General features: G+C 70.6%; 19 protein-coding genes. 11 read left to right on the forward strand and 8 right to left on the reverse strand.

Annotated features, from left to right (window positions below; genetic code table 11):
- Positions 1–146: 146 nt before the first annotated feature.
- Both ABD817_RS16115 and ABD817_RS16120 read left to right on the forward strand, forming a co-directional pair.
- Positions 147–572, forward strand: coding sequence for a hypothetical protein (locus ABD817_RS16115; protein WP_344918725.1), 426 nt, complete (start codon positions 147–149; stop codon positions 570–572).
- Positions 573–621: 49 nt separating this feature from the next.
- A complete protein-coding gene (locus ABD817_RS16120) occupies positions 622–1,656 on the forward strand; it encodes a hypothetical protein (RefSeq protein ID WP_344918726.1) in 1,035 nt (344 codons plus the stop codon).
- A 45-nt stretch (positions 1,657–1,701) separates the two neighbouring features.
- On the opposite strand, the gene ABD817_RS16125 is transcribed toward ABD817_RS16120, so the two are convergent.
- Both ABD817_RS16125 and ABD817_RS16130 read right to left on the reverse strand, forming a co-directional pair.
- On the reverse strand, positions 1,702–2,502 hold the full coding sequence (locus ABD817_RS16125; RefSeq protein WP_344918727.1) for a response regulator: 801 nt from the start codon (positions 2,500–2,502) through the stop codon (positions 1,702–1,704).
- Between the two features lie 49 nt (positions 2,503–2,551).
- Entirely contained in the window at positions 2,552–3,856 is a 1,305-nt protein-coding gene (locus ABD817_RS16130; protein WP_344918728.1) for a sensor histidine kinase, read from the reverse strand.
- A 323-nt stretch (positions 3,857–4,179) separates the two neighbouring features.
- On the opposite strand from ABD817_RS16130, the gene lon reads away from it, so the two are divergent.
- The 7 genes from lon (at position 4,180) to ABD817_RS16165 (ending at position 13,621) form a co-directional block, all read left to right on the forward strand.
- Positions 4,180–6,546: an endopeptidase La gene (lon, locus tag ABD817_RS16135; RefSeq protein WP_344918729.1), complete on the forward strand. Its 2,367-nt coding sequence runs from the start codon at positions 4,180–4,182 to the stop codon at positions 6,544–6,546.
- A 132-nt stretch (positions 6,547–6,678) separates the two neighbouring features.
- Positions 6,679–7,815, forward strand: a complete 1,137-nt coding sequence (locus ABD817_RS16140) for a Fic family protein (protein WP_344918730.1) — start codon at positions 6,679–6,681, stop codon at positions 7,813–7,815.
- Between the two features lie 97 nt (positions 7,816–7,912).
- Complete coding sequence (locus ABD817_RS16145) at positions 7,913–8,875, forward strand: methionine ABC transporter ATP-binding protein (protein WP_344918731.1); 963 nt, start codon at positions 7,913–7,915, stop codon at positions 8,873–8,875.
- The gene (locus tag ABD817_RS16150; protein WP_344918732.1) at positions 8,872–9,528 is read left to right on the forward strand and encodes a methionine ABC transporter permease; all 657 of its coding nucleotides are present in this window, start codon (positions 8,872–8,874) and stop codon (positions 9,526–9,528) included. The genes ABD817_RS16145 and ABD817_RS16150 overlap by 4 nt, the downstream gene beginning before the upstream one ends.
- A 169-nt stretch (positions 9,529–9,697) precedes the next feature.
- A complete protein-coding gene (locus ABD817_RS16155) occupies positions 9,698–10,303 on the forward strand; it encodes a hypothetical protein (RefSeq protein ID WP_344918733.1) in 606 nt (201 codons plus the stop codon).
- A 186-nt stretch (positions 10,304–10,489) separates the two neighbouring features.
- Positions 10,490–12,025: an acyl-CoA synthetase gene (locus tag ABD817_RS16160; RefSeq protein ID WP_344918734.1), complete on the forward strand. Its 1,536-nt coding sequence runs from the start codon at positions 10,490–10,492 to the stop codon at positions 12,023–12,025.
- A 222-nt stretch (positions 12,026–12,247) separates the two neighbouring features.
- Entirely contained in the window at positions 12,248–13,621 is a 1,374-nt protein-coding gene (locus tag ABD817_RS16165; RefSeq protein WP_344918735.1) for a S1C family serine protease, read from the forward strand.
- A gap of 149 nt (positions 13,622–13,770) precedes the next feature.
- On the opposite strand, the gene ABD817_RS16170 is transcribed toward ABD817_RS16165, so the two are convergent.
- Both ABD817_RS16170 and ABD817_RS16175 read right to left on the reverse strand, forming a co-directional pair.
- Complete coding sequence (locus ABD817_RS16170; protein ID WP_344918736.1) at positions 13,771–14,025, reverse strand: hypothetical protein; 255 nt, start codon at positions 14,023–14,025, stop codon at positions 13,771–13,773.
- A gap of 2 nt (positions 14,026–14,027) precedes the next feature.
- The gene (locus tag ABD817_RS16175; RefSeq protein ID WP_344918737.1) at positions 14,028–14,363 is read right to left on the reverse strand and encodes a hypothetical protein; all 336 of its coding nucleotides are present in this window, start codon (positions 14,361–14,363) and stop codon (positions 14,028–14,030) included.
- Between the two features lie 212 nt (positions 14,364–14,575).
- On the opposite strand from ABD817_RS16175, the gene ABD817_RS16180 reads away from it, so the two are divergent.
- Complete coding sequence (locus tag ABD817_RS16180; protein ID WP_344918738.1) at positions 14,576–15,808, forward strand: NsdA family TPR-like regulatory protein; 1,233 nt, start codon at positions 14,576–14,578, stop codon at positions 15,806–15,808.
- A gap of 198 nt (positions 15,809–16,006) precedes the next feature.
- Here ABD817_RS16180 and cydC read toward each other — a convergent pair whose 3' ends face one another.
- Genes cydC through ABD817_RS16200 form a run of 4 tightly spaced genes read right to left on the reverse strand, consistent with a single transcriptional unit; the run spans position 16,007 to position 21,586 of the window.
- A complete protein-coding gene (cydC, locus tag ABD817_RS16185; RefSeq protein WP_344918739.1) occupies positions 16,007–17,842 on the reverse strand; it encodes a thiol reductant ABC exporter subunit CydC in 1,836 nt (611 codons plus the stop codon).
- Positions 17,839–19,596: a thiol reductant ABC exporter subunit CydD gene (gene cydD / locus ABD817_RS16190; protein WP_344918740.1), complete on the reverse strand. Its 1,758-nt coding sequence runs from the start codon at positions 19,594–19,596 to the stop codon at positions 17,839–17,841. Before cydD ends, cydC begins: the two co-directional genes overlap by 4 nt.
- 16 nt (positions 19,597–19,612) lie before the next feature.
- The gene (locus ABD817_RS16195) at positions 19,613–20,383 is read right to left on the reverse strand and encodes a cytochrome d ubiquinol oxidase subunit II (protein ID WP_344918741.1); all 771 of its coding nucleotides are present in this window, start codon (positions 20,381–20,383) and stop codon (positions 19,613–19,615) included.
- 18 nt (positions 20,384–20,401) lie between these two features.
- Positions 20,402–21,586 carry a cytochrome ubiquinol oxidase subunit I gene (locus tag ABD817_RS16200; protein WP_344918742.1) on the reverse strand — a complete coding sequence of 395 codons (1,185 nt, stop codon included), beginning with the start codon at positions 21,584–21,586 and terminating at the stop codon, positions 20,402–20,404.
- Between the two features lie 166 nt (positions 21,587–21,752).
- Here ABD817_RS16200 and ABD817_RS16205 point away from each other — a divergent pair, with 166 nt between their 5' ends.
- Positions 21,753–22,082, forward strand: a complete 330-nt coding sequence (locus ABD817_RS16205; protein WP_344918743.1) for a PadR family transcriptional regulator — start codon at positions 21,753–21,755, stop codon at positions 22,080–22,082.
- Positions 22,083–22,128: the final 46 nt, after the last annotated feature.

A 22,128-nucleotide genomic window follows, 5' to 3' on the forward strand; every position in this document is an offset into this window, starting at 1 on the left:
CGCCTCGGAAATGTCGCAGAATAAAAAACCGGAATCTGTTCTCGTGCCGTAGTCCACGGCCGAGCCGCGCACGTCTTATACGCATTGACTCGACGGCGGGCATGCCGTCGATCCGATGCCGGAGGAAACGATCAGGGAGCACCCCTATGCCTTCAGCGAATATTCTGTCCTCTTTTTGGTTGGAACGGCGAAGTGTCCGGATCGGCGCTTCCATTGTGACGGGACTGGTGCTTTCCACGCTGCTCGCCGGGTGTTCGAGTGAGGGGGCCGCCGAGGTCGACCCGCCCACTCCCAGCGCCGCTCCCGTCCGCTCGGCGGAGCCCGTGGAAACCGTCAGCGAATTCACCGACGACGCGGCCGACGCGGATCGGCCCACCGAACCCGCGATCGAGCAGAACATGATTCCTCTGTCCGACCACGCGTCCGAAGATCCGGATGATTCGTCGGTCCTGGAACGCTGGTCTGACGATTCCGCGGAGGACGAGAACGACGATTACGTCGATGGTGACCCTGTGGAGGAGTCCGGTGGTGAGGAGGACGAGGAGGACGGTTATGAGGAGGACGAGGAATGAGACGAGCGATTCTCACGGCTCCGTCCCCGACCTGTCTTCCGCGCACCCGTTGACCCGCTTTCGTCACCGGCTCGCCACACTCCTGGCTCCCGATCCGGGACGGACGCCCCCGCCTCCGTCTCCCTCCACGCCTCCGTCTCCCTCCCCGTCCCCATCCCCGCCGTCCCCGTCCGTCCCGATCGCGTCGCCTCCGGCGGCCGCGGAGGGACCCGGAAGCCGGTCCGTCGCGGGGCTCTGGGAGACGGTCTCCGCGCTGGGCGGCTTACTCACCGTCGGCGCGGCCCTGCTCGTCTACTTCGGCTGGGTGCGCACCGCCACCCTGTCCGACTATCTCGGCTTCGACGACTCCCTCATCGGCATGTCGATCCAGGACTACATGCTGCGCAGTGTCAACGTGCTCTTCGGAGTGTTCGCCGTGGTGATCGGTCTGGCCCTGGGTGCCTTCCGGGCGAGCGCGCTGCTGCGCCGTAGCCTCGCGGACCGTCCAAGGCGCGCTCGCCTGGTCCGGGGGGTTCTGGCGTCCGCGCCGGGGAGCCTGCCCGCCCTCGCGTGGTCGATCACCCGGGCGGATCCCGGCTGGTGGCCGCTCGCGGGGCCGTGCTCGTTCACCCTGGGGCTCGTGTCGCTCTGCCTGGCCCTCTCCCTCCCGCGAGCGCGGGATCCGGATCCGGCCGGGTGGTGGCGTACTCCAACGGGAGTTCTCCTCGCCTTCCTCCTGATCCTCGGTGTCTTCTGGTCGGCGGGCAGATACGCCGAATACGTCGGGCGGGCGAACGGAGCCGAGATCGCGAGGGAGCTGTCCCAGCGCACGTCGGTCGTTCTCTACAGCGCCAGGAACCTGCAGATCAACGTCCAGGGCGTGCGGGTCGCCGTACTCGGGGATCCGCCCAGGCCCGCGGCGACTCCAGCGCCCAAGGGCGACGGCCCGCCGGAGCTGCGATTCCGCTACACGGGCCTCCGGCTGCTCGCCAGGTCCGGCGATCGCCTGCTGCTCCTTCCGGACGGGTGGACCTACCAGCGGCCCCGGTTGATCGTCGTCAGGGACGACGAGAACGTGCGGCTTGACTACGGCCGCTGGCGGTAGTCCCCCCATGGGTGGGGGTGGGGGTGGGGGTGGGGGGCGGGGGGTTCACTCGCCCGGACGGACCAGGCCCGTCTCGTAGGCGTGGACGATCGCCTGGGCGCGGTCGCGCAGGTTCAGCTTCGCGAGGATCCGGCCCACGTGGGTCTTGACCGTCTGCTCCGACAGCATGAGATCCTCGGCGATCTCCTGGTTGGACCTGCCCCGCGCGATGAGCGCGAGCACCTCCGTCTCCCGCTCGGTGATGTCGTCCAGCCGCCCGCGCGGGCGGCTCGGGCCGACGCGGGCGAACTCCGCGATCAGCCGCCGGGTCACCGAGGGCGCCAGCAGCGCCTCCCCGGCCGCCACCACCCGGACCGCCTCGGCCAGTTGCTGCGCGGAGGCGTCCTTGAGCAGGAAGCCGCTCGCCCCCGCGCGCAGCGCCTCGTACACGTAGTCGTCGAGGTCGAACGTGGTCAGGATCAGCACCTTCGGCACGGAAGGCCGAGCGCCGGGATCGCCAGGCGAACCAGAGGGGCCAGACGGGCCGGAGGACGCGGGGGAGCCCGGCCGTGCGGAGAGGGCGGAGAGGTGTGTGGACGCGACGGGGCCGGGGTCCGGCCGTCCGGAGGAGACCGGGGGAGGGGTGGGAACGGCGAGGATGTGGCGGGTGGCGGTCAGGCCGTCCATCACCGGCATGCGGACGTCCATCAGCACCACGTCGGGCCGCAGCTCGGCCACCCGCGTCACGGCCTCGGCGCCGTTGGCGGCCTCGCCGACGACCTCGATGTCGGGCTGCGAGCTCAGGAACACGGTGAAACCGGTCCGTACCATGCCCTGGTCATCGGCTATGAGCACCCGGATCGTCATCGAATCCCCTTGAGCGTGGAGACCCCGGGTTCCGGCCCGGGGGAGGAGGTCATGCGTCCTCGGTGATCGGCAGTATGGCGGTGACCGCGAAGCCCGTCCCGGCCGGCCCCACCCAGAGCTTCCCGCCGAGCATGGACACCCGTTCCCGCATCCCGATCAGGCCGTGTCCCATGTGTCCCCGTTCCTCGGTGGAGCGGTGCCCGGAGTTGTTCGTCACCTGGATGTGCAGCTCGGTGCCGTACCGGGCGATCTTCAGCAGGACGGTCGAACCGGGGGCGTGCCGCATGGCGTTGCTGAGCGACTCCTGGGCGATCCGGTAGGCGGACAGGCTCACCGCGGTGGGCAGTCCCATCAGGTCACCGATCAGTTTGAGCGTCACGGTGAGCCCGGCGGAACGCGCGGTGTCGACGAGCTCCTCCAGGCGGCCGAGGCCCGGCTGCGGCGCGGTGTCGGCGTACCCGTCCCCCTCCCTGAGGACGCCCAGCACGCGGCGCATCTCGGTCATGGCCGCGAGGGACAGCGCGCGGATCTCCTTCAGCCCCTCCTCCAGGCGCCGCGCGTCCCCGGACGCCTGCAGCGGGACGGCCTCGGCCTGGATGGCGATCACCGACATGTGGTGGGCGACGACGTCGTGGAGCTCCCTGGCGATCCTGGCCCGTTCCTCCAGCGCGGCCTGGGCCGCGAGGGCCCGCTCGCTGCGTCGCTCCTCCTTGGCCAGGAGCCCGGCGGCCAGCCGCCGGGCGCGCACGTTGTAGCCGAACAGGACGGCCACCGTGACCATGCCGGTGACGACGGCCATCGAGTCGGGGTGGATCATCCAGGCGCCGAGGACCGAGACGATCCACACCCCTATGGTGATGTGCCGTTCGCAGCGGACCGCGACCGAGTAGACCACGAGGATGTACATGATCGCGGAGGCCGCGGTGTAGGGGATGCCGCTGAGGAACTGCCGTGAGACGACCGTCCCGAGGGGAATGAGCAGGGCCGCCGACCGCCAGGCGGCCAGCGGCCATCGGTCGCGCAGCGCGAGCGGCAGGGAGAAGGCCAGGGCGGCGAACATGATCCACTGCGGGTCGAGGGGCGAGCGCGCGTCGGCCGCCTGGCTCTCCAGGGAGGAGAGGCCGGAGCCGAACAGCGTGAAGGTCAGCAGCAGGTCGCCCAGCAGGACCAGGTCGATCGTCTGGAACGGCAGCAGTCCCAGCATGCTCGGCACGCGGGCGCGGGACCGGGGTCGGGCCGGATCGGCCCTGCCGGTCACCAGCGCCTCGGTGAACGGGCGTGTCAGCCGTACGACGGTCTCCCACACCCCCCGCGTACGCCGTGCGAGGGACTGCCGCGCGGGACTGGGAGTCATCGGAACAGCCTAGGCAGCGCGGACATACTCCGCGTCCCGCCGTGGGGTGACGCCTCGGCGTCACCCCACGGAGCCACGGAGCCACGGAGCCACCGAGCTATGGAGCCACCGAGCCACCGGACCACCGGGTGTCCGGAGGACCGTCCGGGTGTCCGGGTGTTCGCGGGTGTCTGGTGATACCCGCGAGTGACGAAAGCGCTTGAAATGATAACTTAAAGTAACGATTACACGATTACGATCGCTCACAGCGAACACGCTCAACCTCGGGAACATTCGCTGGCTCCCATTAATTGAGTGTGTATAACTCAACCCTTGGAGTTCACATGAGTGAGAGCTTGATCCTCCCGGTCCTGCCGCTCGACGACGAGGTCGTGCTGCCGGGCATGGTCGTCCCGCTTGACCTGTCGGAGACCGAGGTCCGGGCCGCGATCGACGCGGCGCAGGCTCTCGCTGACAACAAGCCTGAGGTCCTTCTCGTTCCCCGGATCGACGGACGATACGGCTCGGTGGGCGTGAGGGCGATCGTCGAGCAGGTGGGCAGGCTGCCCGGAGGCGAGCCCGCGGCCGTGGTGCGCGGTGTCGACCGGGTCCGCGTGGGCACCGGCACGACCGGCCCCGGCGCGGCCCTGTGGGTGCAGGCCACCCGCATCCCCGCCGTCGCGGCGGGCGAGCGCGCCCACGAGCTCGCCAAGGAGTACAAGGCGCTGGCCACCACGATCCTGCAGAAGCGGGGCGCGTGGCAGGTCGTCGACGCGGTCAACCAGATGGACGACCCCTCGATCCTCGCCGACAACTCCGGGTACGCCCCCTGGCTGAGCACTCCGCGCAAGGCCGAGATCCTGCAGACCGCCGACCCCGCCGACCGCCTTTCGATGCTGGTCGAGTGGTCGCGTGAGCACCTGGCCGAGCTCGACGTGGCCGAGACGATCCGCAAGGACGTCCAGGAGGGCATGGAGAAGCAGCAGCGCGAGTTCCTGCTCCGCCAGCAGCTCGCCGCGGTCCGCAAGGAGCTCGCCGAGCTGAACGGCGACACCTCCTCGGAGGAGGAGGACTACCGCTCCCGCGTCGAGGCCGCCGACCTGCCCGGGAAGGTGCGCGAGGCCGCGCTCAAGGAGGTCGACAAGCTGGAGCGGACCTCCGACCAGTCTCCCGAGACCGGCTGGATCCGCACCTGGCTCGACACCGTCCTCGACATCCCGTGGAACGAGCGGACCGAGGACTCCTACGACATCGCCGCGGCCCGCGCCGTCCTCGACGCCGACCACACCGGCCTCGACGACGTCAAGGACCGCATCATCGAATACCTGGCCGTCCGAGGGCGCAGGGCCGAGAAGGGCCTCGGCGTGGTCGGCGGGCGCCGCAGCGGCGCCGTGCTGGCGCTCGCCGGTCCCCCCGGGGTCGGCAAGACCTCCCTCGGCGAGTCCGTGGCCCGCGCCATGGGCCGCAAGTTCGTCCGGGTCGCCCTCGGCGGCGTGCGCGACGAGGCCGAGATCCGCGGTCACCGGCGCACCTACGTCGGCGCCCAGTCCGGCCGGATCGTCCGGGCCATCCGGGAGGCCGGTTCGATGAACCCGGTCGTGCTGCTCGACGAGGTCGACAAGGTCGGCTCCGACTACCGGGGCGACCCGACGGCCGCGCTGCTCGAAGTGCTCGACCCGGCGCAGAACCACACCTTCCGCGACCACTACCTGGAGGTGGAGCTCGACCTCAGCGACGTGCTCTTCCTGGCGACCGCCAACGTGCTGGAGGCCATCCCCGGCCCGCTGCTGGATCGCATGGAGATCGTGACGCTCGACGGCTACACCGAGGACGAGAAGGTCGCGATCGCCCGCGACCACCTGCTCCCGCGCCAGCTCGACAAGGCCGGTCTCACCGCGGAGGACGTCACCCTCGACGAGGGCGCGCTGCGCAAGCTCGCCGGTGAGTACACCAGGGAGGCCGGGGTCCGGTCCCTGGAGCGCTCGATCGCGAGGATCCTGCGCAAGGTGACGGCCAACGTCGCGCTCGGCGAGAGCGAGCTGCCCGTGACGGTGGAGGACCTCGTCCCCTACCTGGGCCGTCCGCGCAACGTGCCGGAGTCCTCGCTCCCCGAGTCCAGCCAGCGTACGGCGGTGCCCGGCGTGGCCACCGGCCTGGCGGTCACCGGGGCGGGTGGTGACGTCCTCTACGTGGAGGCGTCCCTGGCCGACCCCGAGACCGGCGACACCGGCCTCACCCTGACCGGCCAGCTCGGCGACGTCATGAAGGAGTCGGCCAAGATCGCGCTCTCCTACCTGCGCTCGCGCGGCGCGGAGCTGGAGCTGCCGGTCGCCTCCCTCAAGGACCGCTCGGTGCACGTCCACTTCCCGGCCGGAGCCGTTCCCAAGGACGGCCCGTCCGCGGGCGTCACCCTGATCACGGCCCTGGCCTCGCTGCTATCCGGCCGCCAGGTCCGCGGTGACGTGGCCATGACCGGCGAGGTCTCCCTCACCGGCCGGGTGCTCCCGATCGGCGGCGTCAAGCAGAAGCTGCTCGCCGCCCACCGGGCGGGCATCACGACCGTGCTGATCCCGGCGCGCAACGAGCCCGACCTGGACGACGTCCCGCAGGCCGTCCGCGACGAACTCACCGTGCACACGGTGAGCGACGTGCGCGAGGTCCTGGAGATCGCGCTCACCCCGGCCAAGGTGGCCGAGCACGCCGCCGCCTGATCCCCGCTCCCCGCGCGGCCCGTCCTCTCCCCGGAGAGGGCGGGCCGACGTCGTTTCCGTACGGAACGGGCTTATCAAATATAAATGGGCAAATCATCAAGTCGCTTGACCGAATGATTCGTTCATGCTGGCATGGACTCCATGCTGTACGGAACGCCTCCCCTGGAGGCCGTCGACGAAGCGGTCCTCGGCGAGATCGAAGAGATGCGCCGCGACCTGAAATACCGCCTCGCGGAACCCCACCGCTGGGACGGCCAGCTCCGGCGCCAGCTTCAGGCGCGGGCCATCCAGGGATCCAACTCGATCGAGGGCTACCGGGCCAGTGTCGAGGACATCGAGTCCATCATGGCCGGTGAGGACCCTTTGGAGACCTCCGGTGCGGTCGCCAGGGAGATCTCCGGTTGCCAGCAGGCGCTGACCTACATCCAGGTGCTCTCCCGGGCGCCGGTGTTCGCGTTCGACGCCGGTCTGCTCCACGCGCTCAACTTCATGATGATCGGCCACCACCACGACAAGACGCCGGGCGCGGTGCGGCCCGGTGGCATCTACGTCCGTAACTCCGCCACCGGGGAGGTCGTCTACGAGGGGCCCGACGCCGAACGGGTGCCGGAGCTCATGGCCGAGCTGGTCGGCTGGCTCAACGAGGGCGACCTGGAGGCGCCGAGCTACGTACGGGCGGCGATGGCCCACTTCAACCTGGTGAGCATCCACCCCTGGCGGGACGGCAACGGCCGCATGTCGCGGGCGCTGCAGACACTTGTGCTCGGCAGGGACCGGATCACGACCCCGGAGTTCTCCTCCATCGAGGAGTGGCTGGGACAGGACAGGAACACCTACGACTACTACGACGCTCTGGCCGGGGCGCAGCGGCGGCACTGGAGTCCGCACGGGGACACGCTGCACTGGGTGCGCTTCTGCCTGCGCGCCCACCACCTCCAGGCCCAGCGGGTCGGACGCAGGCTCTCCGAGGCGGGGGAGGTGTGGATGCTCCTGGAGAAGCAGGTCGACGCCGACGGGCTCAACGCCCGGACCGTCTCGGCGCTGTACGAGGTGTTCGTCAACCGGCGGCTGCGCCGGAGCAGATACCAGCTGGACGAGTCGCTCAGCCAGGGACAGGCGGCCAGGGACCTGCGTGACCTCGCGGCCAAGGGGTGGCTGACGCCGTACGGGGAGACCAAGGGGCGCTTCTACGCGCCCGGGGCGAGGATGCGGGCTATCAAGGAGGACTTCGCCCAGAGGGTCGTCCCCCTGCGGGACCCGTACCGGTGAGGACCTGCTCGCCGGAGACGGGAACTCGTGGCGGGTGATCGGTCTCACATAACATGTCGGGAATGAGGGCAAATAAGGGTCGCGTTGGTGACCAGCTGTGATCGATGTATCTGGCCTGCGGAAGGTCTATCAGGATCGGGGCCGCGAGGTGGTCGCCGTCGACGGGGTGGATCTCCACGTCCGCGAGGGTGAGATATACGGCGTGCTCGGGCAGAGCGGCGCCGGGAAGAGCACCCTGCTGCGCTGCGTGAACCTGCTGGAGCGGCCCACCTCCGGCACCGTCTCGGTGGCGGGGCAGGAGCTGACCGGCCTGCGCGAGGGTGACCTGCGCAGGGCCCGGCAGCGGATCGGGATGATCCACCAGCACTTCGCGCTGCTCTCCTCCCGTACGGTCGCCGGGAACGTCGCCTTCCCGCTGGAGGTCATGGGGGTGGCCAAGGCCGAGCGCGTCAGGCGTACGGCCGAGCTGCTGGAGCTGGTCGGGCTGGCCGACAAGGCGGGGGCGCACCCCGCGCAGCTGTCGGGCGGGCAGAAGCAGCGGGTCGGCATCGCCCGCGCGCTGGCCGGAAGCCCTCCCGTCCTGCTCTCGGACGAGGCCACCTCGGCGCTCGACCCCGGCACCACGCAGTCGATCCTGGCCCTGCTCAAGCGCCTCAACCGCGAGCTCGGCCTCACGATCCTGCTGATCACCCACGAGATGCAGGTCGTCAAGTCGATCTGCGACTCGGTCGCCATCATGCGGGACGGCCTGGTCGAGGAGTCGGGGACCATCGCCGAACTGCTCTCCAGGCCGGGCTCCAGGCTCGCCGCGGAGCTGTTCCCGCTGCCCGATCCGGAGCCGGGCCACGTCACGATCACCTTCACCGGGCAGGCCGAGGAGCCGGTGGTCTCGCAGGTGGTCCGCAAGTTCGACGTGGACGTCAACATCCTCGGCGGAGCCCTGGAGGAGGTGGCGGGCGTCTCGACGGGACGGCTGCGCCTGCTCGTCACCGGTGACGAGCGCGCCGCCGCGCTCACCTACCTGGCCGAACGCGGCCTGCTCGTCGAGGAGGCCCGATGACCTGGGAAGAGATGTTCCCGCTGCTGCTGGAGTCGACCGGGCAGACCGTCCAGATGGTCCTGTGGTCGACCCTGTTCACGGTGATCCTCGGCCTCCCGCTCGGGGTGGCGCTGGTCGCCACCGACCGGGGCGGGCTGTTCCCCTCGCCCGCGCTCAACCGGGTGCTCGGGCTGATCGTCAACATCGGCCGCTCGCTGCCCTTCATCGTGCTGATGATCGCGATTCTCCCGCTGACCAGGCTGATCGTCGGCACGACCATCGGCACCATCGCCTCGGTGGTCCCGCTCACGCTCGGCGCGGCGCCGTTCTTCGCCCGGCTGGTGGAGACCGCGCTGCGCGAGGTCGGCAGGGACAAGGTGCAGGCCGCCCAGGCGATGGGGGCCGGACGGGGGACCATCGTCGGCAAGGTCCTGCTGCCCGAGGCGATGCCCGGCCTGGTCGCGGGGCTCACGGTGACCGTGGTCGCGCTGATCTCGTACTCGGCGATGGCCGGGGCGATCGGCGGGGGAGGGCTGGGGGACCTGGCCATCCGCTACGGCTACCAGCGTTTCGAGACCACGCTCATGATCGTCACCGTGGTCGTGCTGGTCGTCGTCGTACAGCTCGTGCAGACCCTGGGGGACACCGTCGCCCGCCGTCTCGCGCGTAACTGACCGGATTATCAAACTGATCATTTAGCGCTATTTTACGACTTATCCGGCAAGTAATATGATTTGATCATTGGCATGACCTCGTCTTTTAAGTGAAGTGAAAGTTACGGTCAATCGGCGCATCGTACAACTTGGGCGTCAAAATCCTCACTCCCGAGAGGAACCCCTCGAAATGCGATTCGCCAGCCGAATCCTCCTGGGCGCCGGTACGGCCGCCCTGCTCGTCACGGCTACCCCGGCGATGGCCAACGCCGAGACCGTGACCCCCGTCCAGACCGTCGCCGCGAGCACCTCCGCGACCCCCGTCTTCGCCGACACATGGGGTCCGTACTACTCCGGTGACAAGAAGGCGGAGGCCGAAGGCAAGGTCACCGTGGAGAAGAAGTCACAGAAGCACTGGTACTGGAAGAAGTACTCCAAGATCGTCAAGAAGTGCACCTGGTACAAGGGTGAAAAGAAGTGCAAGTGGGTGAAGCAGTGGTTCAAGAAGCGCGCGTGGAAGTGGGAGAACGAATACCACTACACCGTCGACACTAAGCTCACCAACCACAAGTGGTGGAGCAAGCCCAGGCACTTCTGCGCGTGGGAGACCTTCAAGGTCGTCGGCTTCGACGGCTCGACCAGCTACAAGAGCTTCAAGAACTGCTCCAAGAAGCCCGGCTTCTACTCCTTCTCCGGTGAGGGCGCCGAGCACATCTACGTCAAGGTGAGCCGGGGCGACCACGGCCGCCCCCACGGCTACCAGAGTGGCTGGGAGCACATCTACAGCCACGCCTGATCCATACGGTCTGATCTACCGCTGGGCCGCGATCTCGTCCACGAGGTCGCGGCCCAGCCGCGTGCGGGCACTTCTCGCAGCCTCCGAGGGGCCTGGGGGAACTTCGGAAGGACCCAAGGCCGGCACCGGGGGCCCGGCCGCGCGGACACTTCTCAGCACACTTCTCACCGAGTAATGTTCGGTTTCATGCACCCGGGAGCGATCGCAGCCGTCTCGCCGGACAAACCCGCTGTGATCATGGCGGACTCCGGGCGGGTCGTCACCTACCGTGAGCTGGATGAGGAGTCCAACCGCCTCGCCCACCTCTTCCGCGCCGCGGGGCTGCGGCCGGGTGACCACATCGCCTTCATGCTGGAGAACCACCCGCTGTTCCTGGTGGTCGCGTGGGCCGCGCACCGCTCGGGCCTGTACTACACCGCGATCAGCTCGCGCCTGAAGACCGACGAGCTCGCCTACATCGTCGACAACTGCGGCGCCCGGGTCTTCGTCTCCTCGGCCGCCCTCGCGGACGTGGCCGCCTCCATCGTGGACCGCACGCCCGGCGTCGGGCTCCGGCTCATGCTGGACGGCGTGGCCCCCGGCTTCGACTCGTACGAGAAGGCCGTCGCGGCCCACCCCGCCACCCCCGTCGAGGACGAGTGCCAGGGCGCGGACATGCTCTACTCCTCGGGCACCACCGGACGGCCCAAGGGCGTCAAGCCCACCCTCTCCAGGGCTCCGCTGGACACCCCGGGGCCGCTGCTGAAGCTCATCCGTTTCCTGTTCGCGCCCTCCGCCGACAGCGTCTACCTCTCCCCGGCGCCGCTCTACCACGCCGCCCCGCTGCGCTACTGCATGAGCTTCCAGCGCATCGGCGCCACGCTCGTCGTCATGGAGAGGTTCGATCCCGAGCGGGCGCTCGCGCTCATCGAGAGGCACCGCGTCACCCACTCGCAGTGGGTGCCGACCATGTTCATCAAGATGCTCAAGCTGCCCGAGGAGATCCGCGCCCGCTATGACCTGTCGTCGCTGACCTGCGCGATCCACGCCGCCGCCCCCTGCCCCGTCCCCGTCAAGGAGAAGATGATCGACTGGTGGGGGCCGATAATCCACGAGTACTACGCGGGGACCGAGGGCAACGGCCTCGTGTACGCCGGACCGCAGGACTGGCTCGCGCACCGGGGCACGGTCGGCCGCCCGCTGCTCGGCGTCGTCCACGTCTGCGACGAGGACGGCAACGAGCTGCCGCCGCGCGAGCACGGCACTGTCTACTTCTCCAAGGGTCCCCGGTTCGTCTACCACGGCGACGAGGACAAGACGCGGGCCTCGCGCGACCCCCTGGGCCGGGGCTGGACCACGCTCGGGGACATCGGCTACCTCGACGAGGAGGGTTTCCTCTACCTCACCGACCGCCGCTCATACATGATCATTTCTGGTGGGGTCAACGTCTACCCGCAGGAGGCCGAGAACGTCCTGTCCGTCCATCCGAAGGTGGCGGACGTGGCCGTCTTCGGCGTCCCCGACGAGGAGATGGGCGAGCAGGTCAAAGCCGTCGTCCAGCCGGTCTCCATGGACCTGGCGGGCCCGGAGCTGGAGGCCGAGCTGATCGAGTACTGCCACTCGGCGCTCGCGCCCTACAAGTGTCCCCGGTCGGTCGACTTCCGCGAGGAACTGCCCAGGCATCCCACGGGAAAGCTCTACAAACGCCTCCTGCGCGACGAGTACCGGCCCACCTCCTCCTGAGCCGCCCGGTGGCGGCACCTTCCCGCGAGATGTCCGCCGGTGATTTTCAGTGGCCGTGACCCGTGTTGAGCACGGCGGATAAAGCCGTTGTCAGAGGATTCCGATCGTCGCGATCAGGCCCTTAACCAGGTCTTATGCGGGATCAGGCATTGTTTTCCCTAATCGGTGAACACCGGCCTCCGCCCCGTCGAACCCGGGGGGATGTAGGACTTGGGGGAAGACATGGACCCGAACAGGAACGAGCAGCAGGGCACACCGGCCGAGGCGACCCCCGGGAACGACGGCTGGACCCAATTCGGCAAGGTTCCGCCGCGCGTCGGCGCCTACCGCGCCGACGCCGATGCCGACACCGGGCCGCAGCCGACGCTGATCCACCCGGTGCCGGAACAGCTCGCCGCCGAGGCGCCCGGAGGGGCCGGAGGGCCCGGGGGGCTCGGGGGATACGGGGGACCGGGGGCGGTCCCCCCGCAGCGAGGGCGGCTCACCGCCGGGCAGAAGATAGGCACCGGTCTCGCACTGGCGGCCATGGCCGTCGGTGGCGGGGTCGCGGGGGCCTTCGTCGCGACGAGTCTTAACAGCGGCGCCACCGCCCAGGTCTCGTCGTCCAGCCCGGTGGTCAGCCCGGTCGGCAACGCGACCACGGTGGCCGACATCGCGCAGGCCGTCCAGCCCTCCGTGGTGTCGATCGAGATCAGGACCGCCGCCGGAGGGGGCGAGGGGTCCGGGGTGGTGCTGTCCGAAGACGGCCTGATCCTGACCAACAACCACGTGGTGGAGGCCGGGGGCCAGGGGGGTCCGGGCAGCCAGGTGACCGTCAAGTTCAGCGACGGGAAGTCCGCCACCGCGAAGATCATCGGCACCGATCCGGCCACCGACCTCGCGGTCATCAAGGCGGAGGGCGTCTCCGGCCTCACCAAGGCCTCGCTCGGCGACAGCGACCGGCTGAAGGTGGGAGACTCCGTCCTCGCCATCGGCAGCCCGCTCGGCCTGTCCGGCTCGGTCACCGCGGGAATCGTCAGCGCGCTGAACCGTACCCTGACCGTCGGCGGCGACCAGGGCCAGCAGCAACTCCCGCCCGGCTGGGGCAGGCAGCAGCAGAGCGGGAGCGGGAGCACCACCATCGGCGGCGCCATCCAGACCGACGCGGCGATCAACCCCGGCAACTCGGGAGGGGCGCTGGTCAACGCGGCCGGGCAGGTGGTGGGGATCAACACCGCCATCGCCACCAACGGCGGGGAGGGCAGCATCGGCGTCGGCTTCGCCATCCCCATCACCACCGCCAACCAGGTCGCCCAGCAGCTCATCGAGAGCGGCAGGGTCTCCCACGCCTTCCTGGGCGTGAGCGTGACCGACGCCACCGGGGACGCGGGCGGCGCCCTGGTCGGCCAGGTCACCGAGGGAAGCCCCGCGGCCAAGGCGGGCATCGAGCAGGGCGACCTGATCACCAAGATCAACAACACGACCGTGGACGAGGCCGCCACCGTGGTCGGAGCCGTCCGCGGCTTCAAGCCGGGCCAGCAGGTGACCATCGCCTACGTCCGCGACGGACAGCCCGGCACCGTCACCGTGACCCTCGCCGAGAAGACCGGCGAGTAAGCCTCAGCGGCGGGCGTGCCGCCGGGGTCATGGCCATGCGCCACGACCCCGGCGGCACGTTCAGAGCCTCCATCGAAACCGGAACGCTGGTCGTCGGCCGGGTACGGCAACGCAACCCTGGGAGGTCTCTCGCCGCACCCGACCAGTGATCATTTGATGTCGTCGGTTCTCAGCGGGTGTTTTCCGCGACTGCCCGGAGTGCGGTGGTGGAGCTGGAGGCGGGTTATCGCGGCATCGACCAGGCGGCCGAGGTTGCCCAGTTCGTACAGCATTCGGTGGCGCTCAGCCTCCTCCCACGCCCTGATGACCGACCCGATGTCGCCCGACTTGTCGGCCGTGACGACGACCTCCTGGCCGTTGACGCGCTTGGTGGCCGCATCGCCCAGGATGACCCAGCCGTGCACGGTCACGACCTCCGAGCGGCCACGATCAGGGCGACCACCTGTTCGGGATGCTCGCTTCGTACCGCCAGGAGATCGGAGCCGTCGCGCAGGGAGAGCAGATAGCTGCCCGAGCGCGGACCCATGGTCACCGTGGCCTCACGTCCGCCCCGGGCACCGATCACGGCCAGCTCAGGCGGGTGGCGTTCCGTCCACCAGCTCACGGGCTTGTCGGGCGAAGGAGGTTCCGCCGCGCGACTGGCGAAAAGTCCGAGACTGATCGTGTGATGACGGTGGGTACGGATTCCCCGCTCCGCGAGCAGCCGCTGAACGACGCGCAGCGCCCTGTCGTGGATCTCCACTGTCGTCATCGTCAACGGCGGGCGGGACGGTTCTACAGTTGTCCATGGGTCGCACCTCCAGTGTGCGATCAAGGGACCCGTACGGCGTTACCGCGCCTGCGGGTTCCGTTTTTCCTGGTGCTCCCATGACATCGCCGAGTATCCCGCGCCGACAGTGAGAGTGGGGAGACTGGGGGAGACAGGAGGATTCGACGTCCCCCGAGGTGCACACAATGGGTAACGTTCCGGCCTGGGCGCTGCGGTTGCGCGCCGCGAGGCGTGGCGAGTTGTGGACGCAGCGGGAGATGGCCCGGCAGCTCGCCGAGGCCGCCGATCCGCGCACTCGTGCCCGCCTGCCCGAGCGGGATTCCCTGATCCGCGCCATCAAGGATTGGGAGGCGGGCAAGCACCGGCCCAAGGACCCGTACCGGCTGCTCTACTGCCGGGTGTTCGGCATGGAAGAAGCCGAGCTGTTCAGCGAGGAGCCGGACAGCGCGACGCCGGGCACCCCTCACTTCGCCGAGGAGATCGAGGCGCTGGAGCTGGCCCGTCGTGTCGCCGCCAGCGATGTGGGCACCGAAACGCTTGACCGGCTGGAGTCGGCCGTCGACGACCTCGCGATGGCCTACCAGGCGACACCACCGGCCGAGTTGCTGGAACGGGTGCGTCGGCACCTGTCGTACGTCTCACACCTGGTCGATGCCAAGAAGACGTTCGCCGAGCACCGCCGCCTTCTGACGGCCGGTGGCTGGCTGTCGCTGCTGGCCTCCACCTGTCACATCGACCTCCGTCAGTTCGGGGCCGCCGGAACGTGGCTTCGGACGACCGCGCAGTTGGCCGAGCACGCCGAGCATCCCGAGATCGCCGCGTGGTGTCTGGAGACGGAGGCGTGGCAGGCGGTCACCACCGGCGACTATCGCCGCGCCCTGACCCTGACCCGGGGGGCGCAGGCGATCGCACCGCGCACCGGTTCGGCCTACATTCAGGCGACCGCGCAGGAAGGCCGGATCTGGGCACGGCTCGGATCCGGCCCGGAGACGCGGGACGCCCTGAACCGCGTCGCCCGGTTGGTCTCGCCGCTGTCGGTGCCCGAGCATCCCGAGCACCACTACCGCTACGACCCTTCCAAGAGCGAGGCGTACGTGGCCACCACGCTGTCATGGCTGGGGGACCCGGCCGCCGAGCCGTACGCCCGGCAGGTGCTCGCCCGCCTGGAGTCGGCCGCGGACGGGCTGGTTCGCCCGCGTCGGGCGGCCTCCGCGCGCCTTGACCTCGCTCTGGCGCTTCTCGCCACCGACCAGCCCGACGAGGCGGGTCAGCTCGCCCTCACGACCATGACGAGCGGCGTGCTGGTGCCGTCCAACTACTGGAGGGCACGCGAGGTGATCGGCGCGATCGAGACGCGCCGCATGCCGGAAGCCGCAGAACTACGCGAGGCGTATCAAGAGCTGAGCGGCCCCGAGTGAGACTGAGACAGTCGCGCCACTTCTGAGTAGCCCAAGAGCGCTCTACCGGCTCGGACGGGCACATCACTGAGTGACCAATTGGGTGACGACGACCCTGGACGAAGCCGGATGACGGTGGATCACCGTGGACTGTATGTGCAGGTGGAGCCGGGTATCACCCTTAGCTTCGAACGCGCTCAGGGAGCGCTTCGGAGGCGCTCACCGCCCGGCGGTGAGCGCCTCCGAGCGCCACAGGTCGCGGTAGTAGCCGGGAGCGGACACCAGCTCCCGGTGGGTGCCCCGCTGCGTCACCGAACCGTTCTCCAGCACGACGATCTCGTCCATCGGCTCCAGCCCGCGCAGGCGGTGCGTGACGAGCAGCGTCGTATGACCGTGGGTGGCGTCCAGGAGGTCGGCCATGAGCGCGTCCGCCGTCGCCTCGTCCAGGGCCTCGGCGGGCTCGTCCAGCAGCAGCACCGGCGGGTCGTGCAGCAGCGCCCTCGCCAGCGCCAGCCGCTGCAACTGGCCCCCGGACACCGTACGCCCGTCCTCCCCGAGGATCGCGTCCCAGCCGGTCCGCTCCACCCACCGGTCCAGGCGCGCCCGCCGCACCGCCTCGGCCAGCTCCTCGTCACCGGCCTCCGGGCCCGCCAGCCGCAGGTTGTCCCGTAGCGACGTCTGGAAGACGTACGGATCCTGCGTCAGCCCGGTCATCACCCGCCGGGCGTCGTCGGCGGCCAGTTCCCGGACGTCCACCCCGCCGACCCGGATCGTCCCCGACTCGGGCTCGACGAGGCGCATCAGGGCCGACAGCAGGGTGCTCTTCCCCGCGCCGCTGGGGCCGACCAGGGCGACGCGCCTGCCGGGGGTGAGGGTCAGGCTGACGCCGTCCAGCGCGGGGGCGAGACCGGGGCCGTGCCGGACCACCAGGTCCTCGACCTCGACGGTCGGCGGCCCGTCGGGGACCGCGACGGGAACGGCCGGTTCGGCCACCGCCGGTGGGGTCGCGCCCACCTCCCGCAGGCGGCGCAGGGCGGCGAGCACCCCGGTCAGCCGCTCCCCGGCCGCGGCCATCGGCAGCACCGGTTCGAAGCACACCAGCGAGATCAGCGCGAGCACCGCGGTGGTCACGGCGCCCGCCCCGGAGTTCCTCGCCAGCAGGACGACGGCCGCCACGGTCAGTCCCTGGGTGAGCAGGCCCAGGGCCGAGGCCACCGCGTTCGCCCGCGCCTGCCTGCGCTCCAGCGCCGCCAGCCGGGCATCGGCCTCGGCGGCGGCGGCCAGGGCTCGCTCGTCCGCGCCGTAGGCGGCCAGGTCGGCCGCCCCGTGCACCAGGTCGGCGACCCGGGACGCCAGGTCCGCCCGCGCCGGGGCGATCCGCGCCGACCAGCGCCGCGCGGCGGCGGCCGTGCTCGCCGGGATCAGCACCCCGGCCACCAGCAGCCCGGCCAGGAGCGCCGGCACCGCCACCGGGAGCAGGAACAGCCCGATCACCACCGCGGCCACGCCGGTGACCAGCGCCGCGACCGCCGGGAGCAGGCAGCGTACGAGCAGGTCCTGTACCGCGTCGGTGTCGTCGACCATGCGGCTGAGCAGGTCGGCCCCCCGCTGGTTCGGCGACCCGGCGGGGATGAGCGCCCGGTAGAGCCGCTCCCTGGTCGTCGCCTGGGCCCGCAGCGCCACGTCGTGACCGGCCAGGCGCTCCCCGTAGCGGAAGACGCCCTTGGTCGTCGCGAACGCCCGCACCCCGACGATCGCCACGCTCAACGCTGCCAGCGGCGGCTGCTCGGCGGCCCTGGTGATGAGCCACGCGGCGGACCCGATCAGCCCGAGCCCGACCAGCTCGGCCGCCGCCCCCGCCGCGGCGGCGAGGACCAGCCGCCCGCCGCCCCGGCTCGCCGATCGCTCTACAGGCTTCTCGTCTGTCCGGCTCGTCGGCCGCCCGCCGGTGCGGTCCACCGGCCCCTGGTCCGTTCGGCTCGTCGGTCGTTCGTCCGTCCGGGGCACCGGTCGTCCACCCGTCCGGCCCGCCGGGATCCCGTTGCTGTCGGTCACGAGGAGATCTCCTCTCGTGTCCCCGCCCGGGGTCTCTCCCCGGCCACCACGCGGCCGTCGGCGATCCGGATCACCCGGTCGGCGAGGTCGATCATCGCGGGCCGGTGAGCGACGATCACGGCGGTGCGGCCCTCGGCGAGGTCGCGGGTCGCGCTCACAACCGCGCCCTCGCTGCGGCCGTCGAGCCGCGCGGTCGGCTCGTCCAGCAGGAGCAGCCCGGCGTCCGGGCGGCAGAACGCGCGGGCCAGCGCGACCCGCTGCCGCTGCCCGGCCGACAGGTTCGTCCCCCGCTCGCCGAGCACGGTGTCGTACCCCTCCGGCAGCGCCGTGACGAACTCGTCGGCCTGCGCGGCCCGCGCCGCGGCCCTGATCTCGCCGATGGTCGCGCCGGGGGCGCCGAGCCCGATGTTGTCGGCCACCGAGGTGGCGAAGAGGTGCGGGCGCTGCGGTACGAACGCGAGCCGCGCGCGCCAGGAGTCATGGTCGTCGATCTCGGCACCGTCGACCAGCACCCTGCCCTCCGAGGGGGTGACGAAGCCGAGCAGCAGGTGGAGCAGGGTGCTCTTGCCCGCTCCGCTCTCGCCGACCAGCGCCACCCGCTCACCGGGCGCGATCACCAGCGACACGTCCTCCAGCGCGGCCTCCTCCCGGTCCGGGTAGCGCACCGTGACGTGCTCCAGCCGGATCTCCGGAGCCCTTCCCGGCCCGGATCCCGGCGCCGATCCCGGTTCCGGTTTCCACGGCGTTCCCGCCGTACGCGTGCCCGCCCGCCCGCTGCGCGCGAGCCCCACCCCGGAAACGTCGGAGACCCTCGTCGCCCCGGCCTCGCCGTCGAGTACGGCGAACGCCTCGTCGGCGGCGGCGACCCCCTCCATCGCCGCGTGGAACCTGCCGCCCATGGTGCGCAGCGGCAGGTACGCCTCCGGCGCCAGGAGCAGGACCAGCAGCGCGGTCGACAGGTCCAGGGAACCGGACAGCAGCCGCAGGCCCACCGGGACGGCGACCAGGGCGAGCGACAGCGACGCGGCCAGCTCCAGCACCAGCGAGGACAGGAACGCCACCCGCAGGGTGCGCATCGTCGCGGCCCGGTGGGCGTCGGCCACCCGCCGGATCACCTCCGCCTGGTAGCGGGCCCTGCCGAAGGCGCGCAGCGTGGGCAGGCCCCTGACCACGTCCAGGAAGTGGCCGCCGAGGCGGGACAGGGCCCTCCACTGGCGTTCGGTCACGGCCTTGGTGTGCATGCCGACCAGCGCCCCGAAGATCGGGATGAGCGGCAGCGTGACCAGCACGATCACCGCGCTGGCCAGGTCGGCGGCGAACAGCCGGACGAGCACCGCGATCGGCACGACAGCCGCGACCGCCACCGCGGGCAGGTAGCCCGACAGGTAGGGGTCGAGGGCGTCCAGACCCCGGCCGGTCAGGGTCACCAGCTCGCCCGAGCGCTGGGAGGCCGGCCTGACGGGGCCCAGATCCCGCAGCCGCGCCAGCAGGCGGTGCCGCAGGGCGGACTTCACCCCGGTGGTCATCCGCCCGGCGGCGATCCCCTGCCCCAGGGTGAGCAGCGCCCGGACGCCGACGACCAGTGCCAGCAGGACCAGGGCCGGGGCCGCGAACCGCCCGGACAGCACCCCGGCGAGCAGCTCCGCCTGGACGAGGACGAGCAGCCCGGTCAGGACGGCGGCGGCCAGGCACACGGCCAGGTGACGGCGGACGGCCCGCTCACCCAGCGCCAGCCGTACCAGATCCTTGTGCATGCCAACCCTAGGGAGATCAGAAGAACGACGGAACCCGATCGGAGGCGGCGCGCCCGGGACCGAACGTCCGCCACACCCATACTTGCGCACCCACCATGACCGGCGCGAAGGGCAGAATCATGACACTCAACACACTTAGCGTCCCGGTGGGCGCCATCCGGTCGAGCAGCCAGGGGGCGAGTACGGCGAGCAGCACCGCGACGGGCGCCGCGGCGGCGCACGCCGACAGCAGGAGCGCCCGCCCGGTGCGGCGCGCGCCGGTCACCCGGCCGGGCAGCCGCCACGAGGCGAACGTCCACCCGTGGAAGGCGAGCAGCACGGCCACCGCCAGCCCGCCCGCCAGCCCCGGCAGGCCGATCGCGGATCCCGTCAGGCCGCCGGCCACCGCGACCAGGGCCATGCCCCAGCTCAGCGCCAGGCCGTACGAGCCGACGACGATCGCCCAGTCCCAGGTCGCCCGCCACGCGCTCCCGTCGGCGCGGCGGCGGAACCAGAGCCCGGCGTCGCGCACGATCCACGACACCAGCAGGGAGACCACCAGCGGGTAGAGGCCGAACAGCACATCTCCCTCGATCGAGGGGAACACGCCGAACAGCACGCCCGCCACGGCGACCAGCCACACCTCGTTGGCCAGGACGAACGGCGCCATCGCGGCGACGACCTCGTCCCGCTCCCTCCGCGTTCTGCCGAGTACGGGCAGCAGCATGCCCAGGCCGATGTCGAAGCCCTCCAGGGCGAAGTAGCCGATCAGCAGGAGGGCGAACACGCCAAGCCAGAGGATGTCCACGATCTCTCCCTGGAAGCTCTAGTGGCTGAGCGCGTGTGCGCGCTCAGGGGGGTCGGCCGGCGCGTCCGCGCCGAGGGTGACGGCGGCGGGGCCGCGTCGCACGGTGCGGGCGATCAGCACGTAGTCGATCACCGCGAGCAGGGCGAGTACGCCGCCGAAGGCGATGAGCGAGACGGTGACCATCCCGGGGGTGAGGCCGGGTGACATGGCGTCGGCGACGGTCAGCTTTCCGTTGACCATCCAGGGCTGCCGGCCGGACTCCCTGGCCAGCCAGCCGAGGATCGCCGCCACGAACGGCAGCGGGGTGAGCGCCATCAGCACGGGGTGCGTCCAGCGCCAGCGCGGCAGCCAGTACACGGTCGGCGCCAGCACGAACAGGATGAGGAGCTGGATCAGCTGGCCGATTGTGATCATGAAACCGAGTCCCAGTCCGGCGAGGCCCCCGTCGTCGAACTTGCCGGGCTGGAACTGGGAGATCGGGCTGAACTGGGCGTAGCCGAAGCCGACCGTGATCAGCGAGCCGATCAGCGAGGTGATCACTCCCGTGCGGAGCGAGCTCGTGAAGAACTCCCGCTCGGCGGTGCGCCGGAACAGCTGGTACGCGCTGGCCCCCATCACCACGAAACCGCCGGTCCACAGGCCCGCGCCGATGACGTGCGGCAGTGCCATGGTCAGCGTCGGGTTGGTGAGCAGCGCGCCGAAGTCGGTGAGGACCAGGTGGCCGTCCCGCTCCACGGCTCCGGCCGGGTTCTGCAGGAACGAGTTGGCCGCCATGATCCAGAAGGCGGAGACGTAGGCGGTCAGCGTCACCACCCAGATGCACGCCACGTGGAGCCACCTGGGCAGCCGGTGCCAGCCGAAGATCCACAGACCCAGGAAGGTGGACTCCAGGAAGAAGGCGCCGAGCGTCTCGATCGCGAGCGGCGCGCCGAAGATGTCCCCGGCGTAGTGCGAGAGGCCGCTCCAGTTCATGCCGAACTGGAACTCCATCACCAGCCCGGTGAGGATGCCGAGCGCGTAGTTGATCACATAGATCTGGCCCCAGAACCGGGTCGCCCGTTCGTGGACCGGCCTGCCGGTGACGGCGTAGCGGGTGTGCATGATCGCGATCAGGGGGGCCAGGCCCAGCGTCAGCACGACGAACAGGAAGTGGAGGCTCCCTGTCACGGCGAACTGTGTCCGGGCCAGGTCGAGCACGTCCACGGTCTCACCTCCTTTGTTATGTCTGTCTACCTATAGACACTCTACATGTAGAACGCCTACATGTAGTATGTCTATACGAGAGGTAGGCTGACGACGTGAGCGAGCGAAGCGAACGGACCGCCGGACGCGGTGACAGGGGACCCGCCCGGCGGGCGGAGGTGGCCGGGTGAACACCGACGCGCTCCGCGGTCACATGGACGCCCTGCTGCTCTCCGTGCTGGAGCACGAGCCGCTGCACGGCTACGCGATCATCGAGGCGCTCCAGGCGCGCAGCGGCGGCGCGCTGAACGTGCCGACGGGCACGGTCTACCCGGCGCTGCGACGGCTGGAGCAGGCGGGATACCTGGCCAGCGAGTGGGCCACAGTGGGCGGGCGCAAGCGGCGCACCTACCGGCTGACCGCCTCGGGACGCACGGCCCTCGCCGGAGAGCGCTCCGCCTGGCGGGAGTTCGCCGGAGTCATCGGCAGCGTCCTGGAACCGCGCACCACCCGCTGACGCCTCGCGGAGCCGCCGGTCACGCCTCTACATCCTCTACAGCCCG

The organism is Streptosporangium oxazolinicum, assembly GCF_039537505.1.
GTDB lineage: Bacteria > Actinomycetota > Actinomycetes > Streptosporangiales > Streptosporangiaceae > Streptosporangium > Streptosporangium oxazolinicum.

Excerpts from the sequence above, each read along its gene's own strand:
- ABD817_RS16115 (WP_344918725.1), top strand. The coding sequence starts at position 147 with ATGCCTTCAGCGAATATTCTGTCCTCTTTTTGGTTGGAACGGCGAAGT.
- ABD817_RS16125 (WP_344918727.1), bottom strand. The coding sequence starts at position 2,502 with ATGACGATCCGGGTGCTCATAGCCGATGACCAGGGCATGGTACGGACC.
- ABD817_RS16130 (WP_344918728.1), bottom strand. The coding sequence starts at position 3,856 with ATGACTCCCAGTCCCGCGCGGCAGTCCCTCGCACGGCGTACGCGGGGG.
- lon (WP_344918729.1), top strand. The coding sequence starts at position 4,180 with ATGAGTGAGAGCTTGATCCTCCCGGTCCTGCCGCTCGACGACGAGGTC.
- ABD817_RS16140 (WP_344918730.1), top strand. The coding sequence starts at position 6,679 with ATGGACTCCATGCTGTACGGAACGCCTCCCCTGGAGGCCGTCGACGAA.
- ABD817_RS16150 (WP_344918732.1), top strand. The coding sequence starts at position 8,872 with ATGACCTGGGAAGAGATGTTCCCGCTGCTGCTGGAGTCGACCGGGCAG.
- ABD817_RS16155 (WP_344918733.1), top strand. The coding sequence starts at position 9,698 with ATGCGATTCGCCAGCCGAATCCTCCTGGGCGCCGGTACGGCCGCCCTG.
- ABD817_RS16160 (WP_344918734.1), top strand. The coding sequence starts at position 10,490 with ATGCACCCGGGAGCGATCGCAGCCGTCTCGCCGGACAAACCCGCTGTG.
- ABD817_RS16165 (WP_344918735.1), top strand. The coding sequence starts at position 12,248 with ATGGACCCGAACAGGAACGAGCAGCAGGGCACACCGGCCGAGGCGACC.
- ABD817_RS16180 (WP_344918738.1), top strand. The coding sequence starts at position 14,576 with ATGGGTAACGTTCCGGCCTGGGCGCTGCGGTTGCGCGCCGCGAGGCGT.
- cydD (WP_344918740.1), bottom strand. The coding sequence starts at position 19,596 with ATGCACAAGGATCTGGTACGGCTGGCGCTGGGTGAGCGGGCCGTCCGC.